Below are 15,606 nucleotides of genomic sequence, written 5' to 3'. Positions count from 1 at the left end.
CGAACACCATGAATGTTCTCACTTACTTAATTTTTTGTATCACCTCTATGATTTTACTCATATTTTTGTGGGGATACCTCAGGGTCAGATCACATTGTTAACTGTTAACAATGTGATCTGACCCCATTTTTAGAGTTAGCTTTTTAAATCGATACGCTGGTGAATATTGTGCCACTCGTCCGGGAATTTGCCCTGTAACACATAAGAGAAGGCGATGAGCTCGGCGATGATGATGTAGAGCTCTTTGGGGATATCCGTACCAAGTTCGATACGTTGCAATACTTTGACCAGCTCTTCATCTTCATGCACCAACACCCCATGCTCTTTGGCTGTGGCAATAATATCCTGCGCCAGTTCGCCATGGCCTTTGGCAACTATTTGGGGGGCATTTTTGCCATCATAAGCCAGGGCTACAGCACTGGCGCCCAGGTCTATCGCATCGGAATTTTTCGTCACGTCTTTCATTGGTTCTACACCCGAATGGCCAGCAAGCTGGTGGTTTTTGGCATTAAGCTATCCGGAATTTTGCCGAGCTGACAATGGGCTTCTTTCACATCAATGCCCTGAGCTTTGCATCTGTCTTTTAATAGTGGCAGGTATTTTTCTGCCAGCAGTTTTAGCATGCTGGTGTCGGTATACAACTGCAACGACAAGGACGAGCCGGATAACTTACTGATCGCCAACAATTGTCCCAGCTGTTTTAAATCAAATTTCATCGACAACTGCCAGGCCACAGACTTACCTTTGCCATTTTCCTGCTCTTCTTCCTGCTGGTTGATGGCTATCTGACAAAAGTCTGAGACTTGCTGGTTTTGGATCGGTAAGGTCAAGAAAATCTGCTGCAACGGATCTTTACTTTGTTGCTCCAGGGTCGCGAGCTGGGCATGTTGCATTGAAGAGCTGTGGCTGGAGAGTTGTTTAAGCAGTTGACTACTTTGGGTTTGATCGAGCTGTGCGACAAACTCTTTGAGCTTATGATCTTTATTCGGCCCTTTGTCATTTTGCGGCAAAGTCTGCCCCAGACGGCCTAACAATAACTGAATAGCGACCGCCAGAGTACCAGCTGCGGTTTGCGGCATAGTGACGTTTTGCAGTGGATTAAACTGCAACAAGGCCTGTAACTGAGCCGGTAGCTGCGCCAGATTGCTTAGTTTGCTGGCATCCGGCTGGCTTTGCCGTACTAACTGCAAAATTGCTTTGACTGCTTCAGGCAACTCCGGTACGTCAGCCAGATTTTCCCACTGCGGATCCAGCATAGGCAATAACTGGCGCCAGGCCTGATTTAGCACTGCAGGTTCTACCTGAGGTTTTACAAACTTTGTGGCTTCGATAGGGCCTGACACAGCCTGATTTGCTTCTGTTTTTGAACTTTGCAGTTGCAGCACTTTAGGCTGAGCTTCAATCACTATGGTTTTTTGTTCAGGGATAGCTTTGAGTTGTAGCTGACCTTGAGGCGTGAGTTGCAGCTGATAGTGCGGATCGGCCAGTTGCTGTTTGGTCGCTGCGGGCAAGGGCAGTTGTTTTAACTCATTTAAACTCAATACTGTGCCTGATACTGCATGGGTTAACTGCGGTACGACCAAAGGCAAAATGCGCTGCTGCACTGGGGCAGGCAACGGAATAATAGTTTGCTGTTGTGCTAAAGCTGGTGTTTTTATCTGTGCCTGAGTTTGTACCGCTGCTACTGGCTGACTTTTCTGGGGGATCGATGTAGATCCAGTTTTAAGCGGTACCGTAAGCAATTCAGGCGCAGCTTTTGGATCCACAGTCGTTGGCAGTAAGGCCGCTTTGGGCAACACCAGACTGAGCTGGCCAGCTTTTAGCTGTAACTTAGCGTCCAGCCATTGGCTTGCGGGCAAAGCCTGTAAAGCAGCAGGTAAAGGCAACTGCACTTTAGTTTGTCCCAATTGCAATATCAGTTGCTGATCCTGGCGCTGAATTTGTACCTGCACTTGTATAACTTTTGCCAGATGAGTACTTGATTGTGTTTGCAGCTGGGCCGTTAATTGTGAATTAAGTTGAGCACTGAGTTGCGAATTGGTTTGCGTTGAAATGTGCGCACTGAGTTGGGTTACCAATTGTTGCAATTGCGGCTGAGTCAGTTGTACTGGCATGGGCTGGGGCCCATTTTGGCTCAGTTTTAATTGCAACTGACCTGACAAAGCCTGAGTTAATTGCACCATTAGCTGCCCTTGTAAGGCAGGTAAATTCAGTTTTGCATCCTGGATCAGTACCATACCAGACGGGCCTTGCAGCTTTAATTGGCCTATACCATCTTTGCCAATATTCAGCAGCGCCTGATAGTTATGTTCTTCTACCAGCACAGCAGCAGGTACTGACCCTTTGGTTTGGGCGCTTAACGCACTATCTAGAGTGATCTGGTTCACTGGGCTGTACATCCATTGGTTGCCATCAGGGCTTCGCTCAATTATATCGGCGCTTGTGGTTTTGATCTAAAACATTAATTTCTATAAAGCCCGCTGTTTCAAGGTTATAGCGCATTCGTATTCTATTGCCAATATGCTAAGATGCCGCGACTTTTTTTGGGAGTTTGCCCTTTGTCGATAATTTTGGCCGCCGAAGCATTAAGCTGTGTCCGCCAGGACAGAGTGTTGTTTGAAAACTTAAATTTTCAGTTGAGTGCAGGGCAAGTGCTTTATATACAAGGAAAAAACGGTGCCGGTAAAAGTTCGCTGTTGCGACTGCTGGCGGGTTTAACTTTGCCTGAAGACGGTCAGATTTTATTCCGCGGTAAACCTCTGTCCGGGCAATCCGAAGAGTTTGCCGAGCAGTTGCTGTTTATTGGCCACCACAGCGGTATTCATCCGCAGCTCACAGCCTTACAAAACTTAGCCTTCTGGTCGGCGTTATCTGAACAAGCTGTGGCAGATCCTTACCAGTTATTGGGCTCTCTGGGCTTGGCCGGTCTTGAAGATATTCCTTGTTTTATGCTCTCTGCCGGTCAGCAGCGTCGCGTCTCTTTAGCTCGTTTGTGGTTTAGCACGAAACCTGTGTGGATATTGGATGAGCCTTTTACTTCTTTGGATCAGCAGTTGATCGCTACACTGGAACAGCATTTTTTACAGCATCTTGCCAAAGGTGGTCTTATTGTATTGACCAGCCACCAGAGCTTGTCAGCTGATTATCCGGCACTTCAGGCGATAGAACTGGAGTACAGATGGTGATGTGGCGCGCTTTAGTCCAACGTGAGTTACAGCTGTTGGGGCGGCAAAAGGCCGACTGGCTGAATCCATTGGTGTTTTTTTTATTGGTCTTAAGCTTGTTTCCGCTTGGGATAGGTCCTGAACCCGGCATGTTAAAACAAATAGCGCCAGGTTTGGTCTGGATAGCGGCGCTGTTAAGTGTGTTGTTATCGGCTGAACGTTTGTTTAAAGATGACTACCGTTATGGGGTGATTGAGCAGTTAGTGGCAGGTCGTCAGGGATTGTTTAGTTATGTTACGGCCAAAATTTGTTGTCACTGGTTATCGACCGGTGTGCCCTTAGTGTTGGTCTCTCCGCTTATTGCGGTGTTATTGGGGCTCGATTGGCAAAGTTGGCAGGTTTTAGTAGTGACCCTATTACTGGGTACGCCCGTATTAAGCCTGCTGAGTGTGCTGGGGGCGGCGCTGACTATGGCTGCAGATAAAGGCGGTATTCTGCAGGCGCTGATTATTTTACCTTTGTATATTCCACTGCTGATTTTTGCCAGCGGTGCTATGGAAGCCGCAGCCACAGCGTTGCCTTACACAGGGCAGTTGGCTGTATTATTAGCTTTTTTATTGTTTGCCTTAGCGCTGGTGCCTCTGGCCGTGCGTCAGGCGCTTCGAATGAATGTGGGGTAGTATGTTCCGTTGGTTAGATCCTTATGCTAAACCTGAAACTTTGTACCATCTGTGTGGCCGCTTATTGCCTTATTTGATGGGACTGGCTTTGTTTACATTGCTGCTCGGTAATATTTGGGGCTTAGCCTTTAGCCCTTCGGATTATCAGCAAGGAGATAGTTACCGCATTATTTACATTCATGTGCCTGCAGCCATTTGGTCCATGGGGGCTTATAGCAGCATGGCCATTGCTGCTTTTATAGGTCTGGTCTGGCAAATACGTGTTGCACAATGGGCCGTATTGGCGATTGCACCTATAGGCGCTGTCTACACCGTCATCGCATTATTGACTGGCGCTGCCTGGGGCAAGCCGATGTGGGGCACCTGGTGGGTCTGGGATGCACGTTTAACTTCCGAGTTAGTGTTGTTGTTTTTATATCTGGGTGTGATTGCGCTTGCCGGCGCCTTTTCAGAAGCAGCGCGCGGTATCAAAGTCGCCTCCTTACTGGCGATAGTGGGCGTGGTTAATCTGCCTATCATTCATTACTCTGTTGAGTGGTGGAACACCCTACATCAAGGCGCCACTATTACTAAATTTGCTAAACCTTCGATTGATCCCTCGATGTTATGGCCACTTTTGATCAGCCTTTTAGGTTTTGCCTTGCTGTTAGCGGCTTTAACCTGTTTACGTTTACGCAGTCAGATTTTAATTTTTGAACAGCACAGACCTTGGGTCCGGCAGTGGGTGGATCAACAACAAGGGGAGCGAGGCTAATGGCTTTTACATCCTGGGCAGACTTTTGGTTTATGGGCGGTTACGCGCTTTTTGTCTGGTTATCTTTTGGTTCTACCTATCTGTTGTTGCTGGGCTTGTGGTGGTACAGCAAGCGACAACATAAACAAATACAACAACAAATCCGCGCCAAAGCAGCGCGGGAGCAACGGGTGCGGCAACATCAGGAGAGAGAGAAGTAGATGAATCCGAGACGTCAAAAACGCTTAGTGGCTGTCGTGGCCTTTGTGTTGTTGTTAGGTGGTGCCATTGGCGCCATGTTGTATGCATTGCAGCAAAATATTGATTTGTTTTACACGCCAAGCCAATTGATTGAAGGTATGGGCGATGACAAAGTAAAACCTGAAATTGGCCAGCGGCTTCGGATTGGTGGCATGGTGGTGAAAGGCTCGGTAAGGCGCGACCCGAATTCACTCAAAGTCAGCTTCGATTTAGTCGACACAGGCCCGATAGTCACTGTGGAATACGAAGGCATATTGCCGGATTTATTCCGTGAAGGGCAGGGCATTGTGGCTCAGGGCGTATTAGTGGATGCAAAGACCATATTGGCTTCTGAAGTGTTAGCCAAACACGACGAAGAATATATGCCGCCTGAAGTAGCTGAAGCCGTTAAAGGTATTAAACACGTGGCGCCAAAAAATATGCAGTCTTATGGTCAGCCTAAAGTTTCTGAGCCTGAGACTACCACGCCAGAACAAGGCAAACCTGCAGGTCAACAGCCATGATCGCAGAATATGGTCAATTGGCGCTGACCTTTGCGCTTTGTATTTCTTTGGCTTTGGCCATAGTGCCTTTGTATGGCAGCTTTAAAGGTCATCAGACTGCACTACAGTTAGGTAATCCACTGTCTTATGCCTTGTTTTTACTGACCGCCTTTTCATTTTGGGCTTTGTCTTACGCCTTTTGGTCGAATGATTTTACTGTGGTCTATGTCGCGACCAACTCCAACTCCTTATTGCCCTGGTATTACCGTCTGACTGCAGTCTGGGGTGGGCATGAAGGTTCGATGTTGTTGTGGTTATTAACCTTGTCCGGCTGGATTGCTGCCGTGGCGCTGTTTTCCCGCAGTTTGCCTTTACAGTTTCAGGGCAGAATTTTAGGTGTAATGGGCTTAATAGCTGTAGGTTTTTATGCCTTTGTGCTCTTTATGTCTAATCCTTTTATGCGCAGTCTGCCGTATTTCCCGGTCGATGGTCGTGACTTAAATCCGTTGTTGCAAGACTTTGGCATGATCATTCATCCGCCTATGTTGTATATGGGCTATGTTGGTTTTGCTGTGTCTTTTGCTTTTGCCATAGCAGCCTTGATGGGCGGCAAGTTTGACAGTACCTGGGCGCGCTGGGCCAGACCCTGGACTTTAGCAGCCTGGATGTTTTTGACTCTTGGTATCATGCTTGGCAGCTGGTGGGCTTATGCTGAATTAGGCTGGGGGGGCTGGTGGTTCTGGGACCCGGTAGAAAACGCCTCCTTTATGCCATGGTTGGTCGGCACTGCGCTTATTCACTCGTTAGCTGTGACTGAAAAACGTGGCACCTTCAAATCCTGGACAGTGCTTTTGGCTATAGCTGCATTTTCGTTAAGTTTATTGGGCGCCTTTTTAGTTCGTTCAGGCGTGTTGGTATCAGTGCATTCTTTTGCTGCTGATCCGGATCGAGGCTTGTATTTACTGGCGTTTTTACTGGTGGTGGTCGGTGGCTCATTACTGCTGTATGCACTACGGATGCACTCAGTACGCAGTCAGGCCCGCTATGAATTGTTCTCCCGCGAAGTACTGTTGTGGGGCAATAACATTTTCCTGCTCACCGCGACTTTAGTGGTGCTGCTTGGTACTTTATTTCCGCTGGTACATAAAGAACTTGGCTTAGGCTCAATCTCTATTGGCGAGCCGTTTTTTAATCAGCTGTTTTATTATCTGGTGATCCCTTTTGCCTTGTTGCTGGGTTTAGGCCCCTGGGTGCGCTGGAAACAACAGCAAGTGCAACCTTTACTGAAGCCAATGAGTTTAGTGGCGATAGCGACTTTGATTCTGGCGCTGGGCACTTTGGCGGCGACACAAAGTATTCAGGCCAATTTAGCCTTGTTAGGTTTATTACTCGGTGCCTGGGTCGGTTCTTCCGCTATTTTTGAATTGTTGCAGCGCTTGCAGCAGTTCGGCTCAGTCAAACAAGGCTTAACTAAGCTCAACGCCAGCCATTTTGGCATGACGCTGGCGCATATTGGCTTTGCGGTGCTGGTGGTCGGTGTGGCTATGACCAAAACCTATAGTGTCGAAACTCAGGTCAGAATGAAAGCAGGTGAGCAAGTGGAGTTGGCTGGTTATCAGTTTAAGCTAGTCGAAGTCTATCCACTGAATGGCCCCAATTACACAGGCGAAGCGGCTGAGCTGGATGTTAGCTACCAGGGCGACTATGTCACTCACTTACATGCAGAGAAACGTTTTTATACAGTGCAGCGTACTGTGATGACAGAAGCTGCTGTGCATGCCCGTTTAAGTCGTGACTTGTATGTGGCGTTGGGTGAATCCTTGTCTGATGACAGCTGGGCCTTAAGTTTGTATGTGAAACCTTTTGTACGCTGGATTTGGCTGGGTGGCTTATTAATGGCGCTGGGCGGTTTGATTGCATTGTGCGATAAACGCTACCGTCGTAAAACTGCACCTGGGGAACTGAAGGAGACCGCAGATGCGTAAACTTGCATTTTTTATCCCATTTGCACTCTTTATTGGTTTGTCAGTGTTTTTGTTCAGTGGTTTATTCTCTAATCCTATGGAGCGAGAGTCTTCAGTGATTGACAAGCCATTGCCTGCATTTGCCTTACCGGATTTACAGCAGCCGGAAAAGATTTGGACGCCTGACAGTGTCAAGGGCAAGCCGTTTTTACTTAATGTTTGGGGCACTTGGTGTGTGACCTGTAATGCCGAGCTTGCCTATTTAACGGAGCTGCGCGAACAGGGGGTGATGATTGTCGGTTTGTATTATCAACAGCCGGTCGACGCTGCGTTTGGTGAGGTGTTTAACCTTGCCGCTTTGCAGCAGGAAGTGGCATTAAAACTGGAGCAACAAGGCAACCCTTATCAGTGGAATATTCTGGATAAAGACCGCACACTGATTTTTGATTTAGGCGTCACTGGTGCGCCGGAAACCTTCTTAGTGGATGCCCAGGGTATTATTCGTCAGCACCATATTGGTGATATTAACCCGCAGGTCTGGCAGCAAAAGCTGGCTGCTGCTTATCAAAGCTTGCAGGAGTAGGGTATGAAGTACTTTTTTCTAAGCCTGCTGTTTCTTATCAGTGCAGCACAGGCGACCCAAGTCTTAATAGAGTTTAAAAGCCCGGAGCAGCAAGCTTTATTTAAGGAGCTGACGCACGAATTGCGTTGCCCTAAATGTCAGAACCAGAATATTGCTGACTCTAATGCTGTTGTTGCCGTAGATATGCGCAATAAAACATTGGAGCTGGTGCAGCAGGGACAAGACAAAGCACAAGTGCTGGAGTATATGAAAAGCCGTTACGGCGATTTTGTGCATTACCAGCCGCCGCTGAATAAATTCACCTTGATTTTATGGTTATTGCCAGCGCTGATGGTGGTCGGACTGATGGTATTACTTTTGGTACGTCGTAAAGCCCAAGGCAAAGCTGTGGTGTCAGAAGCCGCAGATCAGGCTCAGATGCAGTCAGAGCCAGAACTGGAACAGCAACTGGATCAACTGATTGAGCAGTACAGGAGAAAAAGCTGATGCTGATGTCGTTAAGTTTTGCCGCAGCTTTGATGCTGGCGCTTGTTCTGATATTGCTGTTATTTTTCCGCCGCCAGGGGGAAGAAGTACAGTTAAATCCGGTGGTGCAGTTCGAAGATAAACTACGTTTGTTGTCACAAGCTCGTGACAATGGCGAACTAGCAGAGCAGGATTTCACTCAGGCCGCTACGGAATTAAAAGCTCAGTATTTGCAATCACAGCAAAGTCAGCAAACGACTTCAAGCTCTGCAACTGCCTGGGTGCTGGGCACTTCGTTGCTTGTGGTTGTGGGCACAGTAGCACTGTATAGCCAGACAGGCCATTATACGCAACTGAATAACTGGCAGACTGCGCAGCAGCAGCTCCCGGCTTATGGCGAGCGCGCCTTGTTAAATAAGGGAGAACCCTTAACAAACGAAGAAATAGAGTTATTTGCGTTGGCGCTGCGGACAAAAATCAGCAAAGAAGGTGATGATGCAGTGGCCTGGTTTGTAATTGGCCGCATTTGGTTGTCTAAAGGCATGCTGGATGATGCTATTGAAGCTTTTGAAAAAGCATTGGCTTTAACCCCGAACCGCGTCAATGTGTTGATTAGTTACAGTCAGGCACTGTTGGTCGGCGGCAGCGAGGAACATCTTGCTAAAGCGGTTCGGAGTTTAGCCAAAGTGCTGCAACAGGACCCTGAAAATACCGACGCCCTGTCTATGCTGGGTATGGTGGCTGAAGAGCGTGGCGATAAAGAACAAGCTCAAAAGGCCTGGCAGTTGTTATTACCGAAACTGGATAAAGCCGATCCACGCTATGCCCTGGTGCAGCAGAAACTTGGGCTGACTTCAACACCAGAACAAGCCGAAGCGCCGAATACAGCCGCTGTATCTGGTCGTCAGATTTCAGTCCAGCTGAGTATCAGTCCAGAGTTAGCGGAGCAATACAAAACAGGTACTCTTTTTGTATTTGCTAAAGCTGTGGATGGTCCGCCTTTGCCTTTAGCAGTGCAAAAGCTGGCTGTGTTTAATGGCACTCAAAGCATTGAACTGAGTGAAGCTCAGGCCATGCAAGCTGGCTGGACTTTGGCTAACGCAGAACGTATCCAAATCAGTGCCCGTTTGTCTTTATCAGGACAAGTACTGAATGACGAAAATGGACCCCAAGTGCAGTCTGAAGTGCTTAGTTTTACTGAGCCAAAGCTGAAGCTGAGTCTGGAGCTAAAGCCTTAACTCAGGCTGAAGTCTTGCTTAAATATCTGCTGAAACTGTCGATTAAATAAGCAAAAGGTCAGGCTCTGGCCTTTTGCGTCGGCGTTCTGCCCCTTTGCCTCTTTTCATTTGCTGGCCAATAGGCTATAACACGGCAACTTTGAGAAGTCTGTCCGGTGTTTGGACCTGCACATTGCAGTCTGCACCTGACAGTCAAGTCGCTTCAACCATAATTAAAATAAACCCACAATCTAGGATCACGTTATGAATCAACCGCCAGCTTCGGGGACTTTATTCGGTCATCCGAAAGGACTCTTCCTGCTTTTTTCCACAGAAATGTGGGAGCGTTTTTCCTACTATGGGATGCGCGCTTTACTTATTCTGACTTTAGTTGCCGCCACTGAATCGACCAACCCAGGTTTTGGCCTGAGTCACGGCGATGCCTTGTTGTTATACGGGTACTACACAGGCCTAGTGTACGCCGCCACTTTATTTGGTGGTTTGATTGCAGACAATCTGTTAGGCCAGCGTAAATCTATTATTCTCGGTGGTGCTTTAATGGCCATAGGCCAGTACACCTTGTTTGCGGCGACACCTCACAGCATGTCGCTGTTTTATGTGGGTTTAGGTTTTATTATTGCTGGTAACGGTTTATTTAAACCGAATATCTCTGCGATAGTGGGTGACTTGTATCCACAAGGTGATGCCCGTCGTGACGGTGGCTTCACTATTTTCTATATGGGTATCAACTTAGGTGCCTTTATCGCGCCATTAGTAACCTCGTCTTTAGGTGAAAGCGATGCATTCGGCTGGCGTTATGGCTATTTAGCTGCTGGTATTGGTATGACTTTATCTGTGGTGATCCAATTATTGTTTGCACAAAAATACTTAGGTGATTTAGGTAAAGTGCCGGGTCGTATTTTGTCACGCAGCTCATCAGGTACTCCGACTCCTTTAACTAAAGTTGAGTTTGATCGTCTGCGCGTGGTGTTATTCCTGTTTATTTTCGTGACTATGTTCTGGCTGGCTTTTGAGCAAGCGGGTGGTTTAATGAGTTTGTTTGCTTCTGAACACACAGACCGTATGGTAGGCACTTTTGAAGTTCCTGCAGGTTGGTTCCAATCGTTAAACCCGCTGTTTATTCTGATGTTTGCTCCTGTATTTGCCTGGTTATGGGTGAAACTCAATGCAATGAATAAACAACCTGACGCCCCTATCAAAATTTTATTTGGTATGTTGTTAACTTCTATCGGCTTCCTGTTCCTGATCGCAGGTATATTTGAGATGCAGGTCAACCCTTCTGCTAAATCCAGCATGATGTGGTTAACTTTAGCGTTTTTATTCCACACTTTAGGTGAGTTGTGTATTTCTCCTGTGGGCTTGTCCTTAATGACTAAACTGGCTCCGGTGAAACTGGCGTCGCTGATTATGGGCGTCTGGTTCCTGATGCCTGCAGTAGCTCATTATCTGGCTGGCTTTGTGGGGGCTTATTCTGATACTGCTGGTGATAACCCTGCTGTCGTTGAATTTGCCGCATCCTTTGGTGTACAGGCCGCTCACGCTGGTTTACTGGTAGTGTTTGGTGGTATAGCTGTAGCGCTGGTCGTTTTTGCTGCTGTGCTTTGGATGTTGTCCGGTACTTTAGTACGTTGGATGCATGGCGCTGAGCGTATGCAAAGCTAAGCTTTTAAGTAGCTTTAGAAGGCCAGCAGGAGCAATCCGCTGGCCTTTTTTTATTGGAGTTTCTTATGAAGATTGTTGGTATTTTGTTGATGGTGTTTAGTGCGCAGCTGCTGGCTGCTAGTTTGAACTGGCAGAGGCAGGCCGATATGCTTTTGCCTGTGCAGGAGATTTACCCTGCCGTATTTAAGGGCGAAATCTATGTCGCCGGTGGCTTAAGTTCTGAATTACCAAAACAACAAGGCCAAATGACGGCACTAGTGCAGATCTACAATCCAAAAACCAACACATGGCGTTATGGGCCAGCTTTACCTGAAGGGCGCCACCATGGTCAGTTAGTGGCTGTGCTCGACCAGCTGTTTTTATTTGGTGGTTTTATTCAGGCGAATGGTGGGCACTGGAGTGCCAGTGCTGACGTATTGCAGTTAAATCTGAAGCAGCAACGTTGGCTAAAAGTTGCGACCTTGCCTGCACCTTTGAGTGAAACCGTTAGTTTTGTGCTGAGTGATAAAGTACATCTTGTATCCGGACGTTCTCCTGCAACAGAGGCAAATGCCCAGTGGCACGATCAGACTGATGTAGCCATCCACTGGATTTTTGACCCAAAGTCATTAAAAACTGAAATGGGGCCAGTTTTGCCGGAAGCTAAAAATAGTGCCGCAGCTGTGGTATGGAATGATATGGCTTATCTGATGGGGGGGCGGCAAGTCAAAGCTGGCAACAAAGCTGGCGTTCATAGGTTTAATCCAAAAAACCAGCAGTGGGCTTTGGAAAAAGCTATGCCTGAAGCACAAGGCGGTTTAGCCGCTGCGGTACTTCATCAACAGCTCTGGGTATTTGGAGGGGAGTTTTTTGAGCAGGGCGGCGGAGTGTTCAGTAAAGTCTGGGCTTATTCTGCTGCAGAAAATAACTGGCAGCAGCATGGAGAAATGCCGCTACCCCGTCATGGTTTGGGTGCTGTTGTACTGGATGAGGCTATTTACGTTATAGGCGGGGCTACAGCTGTGGGTTTAAAGCAGACCAGCGCTGTGTTAGAGAAAGTATCTGTAAAATAAAAATGATCTGCCTCCTTTATTCTTAACTATTTTTAATGCATCACAAAGCCGAAGTGACTGTTAAATCGTAGATTTTTCAACGGAAAAACGGTCCCATGGATACTCATATAAAAATAGCGAAAGGAGAGGGTGATGAAATATTCGATTTCTATACTGTTCGGTTTAATCCTGGCATGTCTTGGTGCCAGTTTTTATCCCGTCCAGGCTTGTACCCGATTAGTTTATATTGGTCCACAAGATACGGTATTAACAGGCCGAAGTATGGATTTCTCCATAGATATTCCCGCTAATTTGTGGATATTTCCCCGGGGAATGCAGCGCAGTGGACAGGTAGGGCCTAATTCTATTTCATGGCGCTCCAAATATGGCAGTATCGCGGCCAGTTCCTGGGACATCGCAACCCCTGATGGCATGAATGAAAAAGGTCTGGTGGCAAATCTGCTGTGGCTGGTTGCTTCTGAGTATCCCAAATTTGAGTACCATGGTGACAAGCCAGGCTTAACCATAGCGGCCTGGGCTCAATATGCTCTTGATAACTTTGCCACAGTAGAGCAGGCTGTGGCGTTCTTCCGTAAGGAAACTTTTGCTATTGTCTCCGACTTTATTCCTGGTACAGATAAATTTACTACGGTGCATTTGTCCTTGTCTGATGCGACAGGGGACAGTGCGATCTTCGAATATATAGGCGGTAAACTGGTGATCCACCACGATAAAAGCTATCAGGTGATGACTAATGATCCGCCGTATGAACAACAACTTGCGGTGAAAAGTTATTGGGATTCTGTGTCAGGACAGGCCTTTTTGCCAGGAACAGCAAGAGCGTCCGATCGTCTGGTCCGAGCCTGGTATTACTTGAACATGATCCCACAAACCAGTGATGCGAAAATTGCGGTGGCCAGCGTCTTTAGCATTGTTCGGAATGTGTCTGTGCCTTATGGTATAGGCACAGCGGACCAGCCTCATTTATCCAATACCAGATGGCGTGTGGTGGCCGATCAGCGCAATCTTGTTTACTATTTTGAGAATGTGCTGTCACCTAACGTGGTGTGGGTAGATTTTCGTAACATAGATTTTAGAGAGAGTGCTCAGGTTAAGAAGTTGAATCTGGATGCTGGTCAAATTTATGCGGGGGAAAGCAGTGCATCTTTTGTTAATGCTAAACCTTTTGATTTTAAAGGGTTAGAACTGGAAAATTAGAATAAGTCTGAGCTTTGAACAACAAAAAAGGCCAGCTGATGCTGGCCTTATTGATCAGTAATACAAGGTTATGGCAAATACTCGTCTAAATACTCTTCGTCTTCTTCTTTCTGTGGTGGATTGCCATCGTGAATCTTAAACTCGATCCGCTGGAAATAGGCTTCTTTGATAAAGGCATAAGGATCAACAGATTCGTTGAGTAATTGTTCCATCGACATCAGTTGCTCTCGTCCATCCAGTGCTGAGACAGTAAAACGGGTGATCGTCAGATTCGAATTTAACAAACCCAGAGGGAAATAAAGGCCGTCGACAACTCCGGCGACCAGACCTCTTGTGGTGGTAGGGCCCAGCGCAGGAACCATCAGATACCCCCCATCACCCAGTCCCCATACCGCCAGAGTCTGGTTAAAATCTTCATCCTGTGCTTTAAGATCAATGCGGGTTGCAACATCAAATAAGCCGAACAACCCCAGTGTGCTGTTCAGCACAAAACGTCCAAGACTAATAGCTGCGCTTCTGGGTTTCGCTTGTAACAAGGCGTTGACGAAACTTGCTGGTTCACTCAGGTTGTTGACCATATTCGCTACACCAGTACGGGCAGGCTTAGGTACTACCGTCATATAACCTACAGTAACAGGACGCAGCACATAAGCATCCAGTACGTCGTAGTTAAAATCCCAGATATCCCGGTTCACCGATTCAATAGGGTCTCGTGGGTCCTGATAATTAGTTTGAGCTTGTTGCTCATCCGCTGCTTTTTTGCTGGCACAGCCAGTGACCGCCAGTAACAACAGGCACGACATTAAAACAGGCTTCATGCGTAAGACCATAAATTTGCATCCGTTAGGGGAAATAACATCTTGATTATTATACTGGTAAAGCATGATCTGGATCATCAGCTTTGCTGCATTGATTTGTGTTAAATAGTTGAAAAAAGTTGCATCGCTACAGAAATATAGCCGATCTATGCTTTAGTTAACTTAATGTCAGTGGTAAGCCTGTGGCGAGCTGCTGTTGTTCGGCACTAAAGATTTCTTTCTCAATCCTCAGCCAGCTCTGGCAATAATCCCAGTCCGTGCTCAGTGGCAACCAGTTCATGCCATCGAGCATGCAGTTTAGGTTGAACAAAAATGGATGGGTTCCCTGCAGACGTTCTATGCTGTACGTTTCGCTGGCACTACTTAAAAGTGCTATGCCACCAAAAGAAATTGCCCAATTGGCAAAGGCCATCAGATCTATGGTTGCTGCGTTTTTCGGCTGCAACTCGTTGGCATCTATGGCTTGCTGCAGCAACAGATCGACCATCTGTGTCACTTCCTTTTCAAGCTCTTGTTGCACAGTTAAGCGCGCAGGCGAGCTTTTTTCCTGCACCCAGGGCGACTTAGCCGTCAATAAACAACTAAACAAAATGGGCTGCATTTTTGCCGACAATAAATAGGCCTGATGCAAAGCTAAGGCTTTTTCCCTGCTGCTGCCATTAAATAATTCTGCTTTTTTAAACAAGCTGATTTCATGGCGTAAAGCAGAATTACAAAGGGCAGTGATCACATCTTCTTTACTGGAAAAATGATTGTAGATGGTGCCTTTGGAATAAGGGCTGGCCGCTGTCAGTTTATCCATCGTCAAATTAGCGTAACCTTCGGCCTTCACCAATTGATGGGCGATGTGCAGTAATTCCTGCTCACGGTCCGCTATGGCTTGCTGTTTTTTGCTAAACCTTTGCTCCAGAGGACAGCTGCGGCCTTCTTTGTTGGTTATGTCACATAAAAATTTCAGCATGAGGCGTTACTAGAGCCGCAGTTTAGTGCGGGCTTGCTGTAAGTAGGGGCGACACAAGGCAAAGGTCAGAGGCCTTGTCAACAAAGGGTAGGCAGCCAGCAATACAATGATAGTGACAGTACTTTGCCATGATTCCCATTGAGCTATGACTAAAAACAGCGGAATTAAAATGGCCAGTTTGAGCAGGTTCAATAAAAGTTTTTGTGGAGTAGGGACTTGCTCAGTGGCTGCGCGGATCACTTGCATCCGCTGTGCAAATTTAAGTCCAGCGAGCTCAGGAATGGAATGACTACCAAAATACATCAAAGACTCCTTAAAAAAACAGGCCCCGTCAGAACAGGGCCTT

17 protein-coding genes are annotated in these 15,606 nt (G+C 47.1%); 12 read left to right on the top strand and 5 right to left on the bottom strand.

Going from position 1 to position 15,606, the window contains the following annotated elements; all coding sequences use genetic code 11:
* Positions 1 to 135: 135 nt before the first annotated feature.
* Both IEW88_RS15635 and IEW88_RS15630 read right to left on the bottom strand, forming a co-directional pair.
* Positions 136 to 465, bottom strand: coding sequence for an EscU/YscU/HrcU family type III secretion system export apparatus switch protein (locus tag IEW88_RS15635; protein ID WP_147904855.1), 330 nt, complete (start codon positions 463 to 465; stop codon positions 136 to 138).
* Between the two features lie 5 nt (positions 466 to 470).
* Positions 471 to 2,399, bottom strand: coding sequence for a hypothetical protein (locus IEW88_RS15630; RefSeq protein ID WP_188713514.1), 1,929 nt, complete (start codon positions 2,397 to 2,399; stop codon positions 471 to 473).
* Between the two features lie 159 nt (positions 2,400 to 2,558).
* On the opposite strand from IEW88_RS15630, the gene ccmA reads away from it, so the two are divergent.
* The 12 genes from ccmA (at position 2,559) to IEW88_RS15570 (ending at position 13,481) form a co-directional block, all read left to right on the top strand.
* Positions 2,559 to 3,185 carry a cytochrome c biogenesis heme-transporting ATPase CcmA gene (gene ccmA, locus IEW88_RS15625; RefSeq protein WP_221411438.1) on the top strand — a complete coding sequence of 209 codons (627 nt, stop codon included), beginning with the start codon at positions 2,559 to 2,561 and terminating at the stop codon, positions 3,183 to 3,185.
* The gene (gene ccmB, locus IEW88_RS15620) at positions 3,179 to 3,844 is read left to right on the top strand and encodes a heme exporter protein CcmB (RefSeq protein ID WP_053424669.1); all 666 of its coding nucleotides are present in this window, start codon (positions 3,179 to 3,181) and stop codon (positions 3,842 to 3,844) included. The genes ccmA and ccmB overlap by 7 nt, the downstream gene beginning before the upstream one ends.
* Before the next feature lies 1 nt (position 3,845).
* The gene (locus IEW88_RS15615) at positions 3,846 to 4,598 is read left to right on the top strand and encodes a heme ABC transporter permease (protein ID WP_053424670.1); all 753 of its coding nucleotides are present in this window, start codon (positions 3,846 to 3,848) and stop codon (positions 4,596 to 4,598) included.
* Complete coding sequence (gene ccmD / locus IEW88_RS15610; protein WP_147904852.1) at positions 4,598 to 4,798, top strand: heme exporter protein CcmD; 201 nt, start codon at positions 4,598 to 4,600, stop codon at positions 4,796 to 4,798. Before IEW88_RS15615 ends, ccmD begins: the two co-directional genes overlap by 1 nt.
* Entirely contained in the window at positions 4,799 to 5,341 is a 543-nt protein-coding gene (gene ccmE, locus IEW88_RS15605; RefSeq protein ID WP_147904851.1) for a cytochrome c maturation protein CcmE, read from the top strand.
* The gene (locus IEW88_RS15600) at positions 5,338 to 7,305 is read left to right on the top strand and encodes a heme lyase CcmF/NrfE family subunit (RefSeq protein ID WP_147904850.1); all 1,968 of its coding nucleotides are present in this window, start codon (positions 5,338 to 5,340) and stop codon (positions 7,303 to 7,305) included. The genes ccmE and IEW88_RS15600 overlap by 4 nt, the downstream gene beginning before the upstream one ends.
* Positions 7,298 to 7,867, top strand: coding sequence for a DsbE family thiol:disulfide interchange protein (locus tag IEW88_RS15595; protein WP_053424673.1), 570 nt, complete (start codon positions 7,298 to 7,300; stop codon positions 7,865 to 7,867). The genes IEW88_RS15600 and IEW88_RS15595 overlap by 8 nt, the downstream gene beginning before the upstream one ends.
* 3 nt (positions 7,868 to 7,870) lie before the next feature.
* Positions 7,871 to 8,353, top strand: coding sequence for a cytochrome c-type biogenesis protein (locus tag IEW88_RS15590; protein ID WP_053424674.1), 483 nt, complete (start codon positions 7,871 to 7,873; stop codon positions 8,351 to 8,353).
* Positions 8,353 to 9,570 carry a c-type cytochrome biogenesis protein CcmI gene (gene ccmI, locus IEW88_RS15585; protein WP_147904849.1) on the top strand — a complete coding sequence of 406 codons (1,218 nt, stop codon included), beginning with the start codon at positions 8,353 to 8,355 and terminating at the stop codon, positions 9,568 to 9,570. Before IEW88_RS15590 ends, ccmI begins: the two co-directional genes overlap by 1 nt.
* A gap of 243 nt (positions 9,571 to 9,813) precedes the next feature.
* Complete coding sequence (locus IEW88_RS15580) at positions 9,814 to 11,232, top strand: peptide MFS transporter (RefSeq protein ID WP_147904848.1); 1,419 nt, start codon at positions 9,814 to 9,816, stop codon at positions 11,230 to 11,232.
* Between the two features lie 65 nt (positions 11,233 to 11,297).
* Positions 11,298 to 12,284, top strand: a complete 987-nt coding sequence (locus IEW88_RS15575; protein WP_185148627.1) for a Kelch repeat-containing protein — start codon at positions 11,298 to 11,300, stop codon at positions 12,282 to 12,284.
* A 132-nt stretch (positions 12,285 to 12,416) separates the two neighbouring features.
* Positions 12,417 to 13,481 carry a linear amide C-N hydrolase gene (locus IEW88_RS15570; protein ID WP_147904847.1) on the top strand — a complete coding sequence of 355 codons (1,065 nt, stop codon included), beginning with the start codon at positions 12,417 to 12,419 and terminating at the stop codon, positions 13,479 to 13,481.
* Positions 13,482 to 13,549: 68 nt separating this feature from the next.
* Here IEW88_RS15570 and IEW88_RS15565 read toward each other — a convergent pair whose 3' ends face one another.
* The 3 genes from IEW88_RS15565 to IEW88_RS15555 form a co-directional block, all read right to left on the bottom strand.
* Entirely contained in the window at positions 13,550 to 14,299 is a 750-nt protein-coding gene (locus IEW88_RS15565) for an MlaA family lipoprotein (RefSeq protein ID WP_229670541.1), read from the bottom strand.
* Between the two features lie 157 nt (positions 14,300 to 14,456).
* Positions 14,457 to 15,260, bottom strand: coding sequence for a TetR/AcrR family transcriptional regulator (locus IEW88_RS15560; protein WP_082335753.1), 804 nt, complete (start codon positions 15,258 to 15,260; stop codon positions 14,457 to 14,459).
* 9 nt (positions 15,261 to 15,269) lie between these two features.
* Positions 15,270 to 15,563: a DUF6170 family protein gene (locus IEW88_RS15555; protein WP_082335754.1), complete on the bottom strand. Its 294-nt coding sequence runs from the start codon at positions 15,561 to 15,563 to the stop codon at positions 15,270 to 15,272.
* Between the last annotated feature and the right edge of the window lie 43 nt (positions 15,564 to 15,606).

It is taken from the genome of Rheinheimera tangshanensis (assembly GCF_014645135.1).
Taxonomy (GTDB): domain Bacteria; phylum Pseudomonadota; class Gammaproteobacteria; order Enterobacterales; family Alteromonadaceae; genus Pararheinheimera; species Pararheinheimera tangshanensis.
The sequence above is the reverse complement of the archived record's forward strand: the minus strand, read 5'-3'. Positions and strand labels throughout refer to the sequence as shown.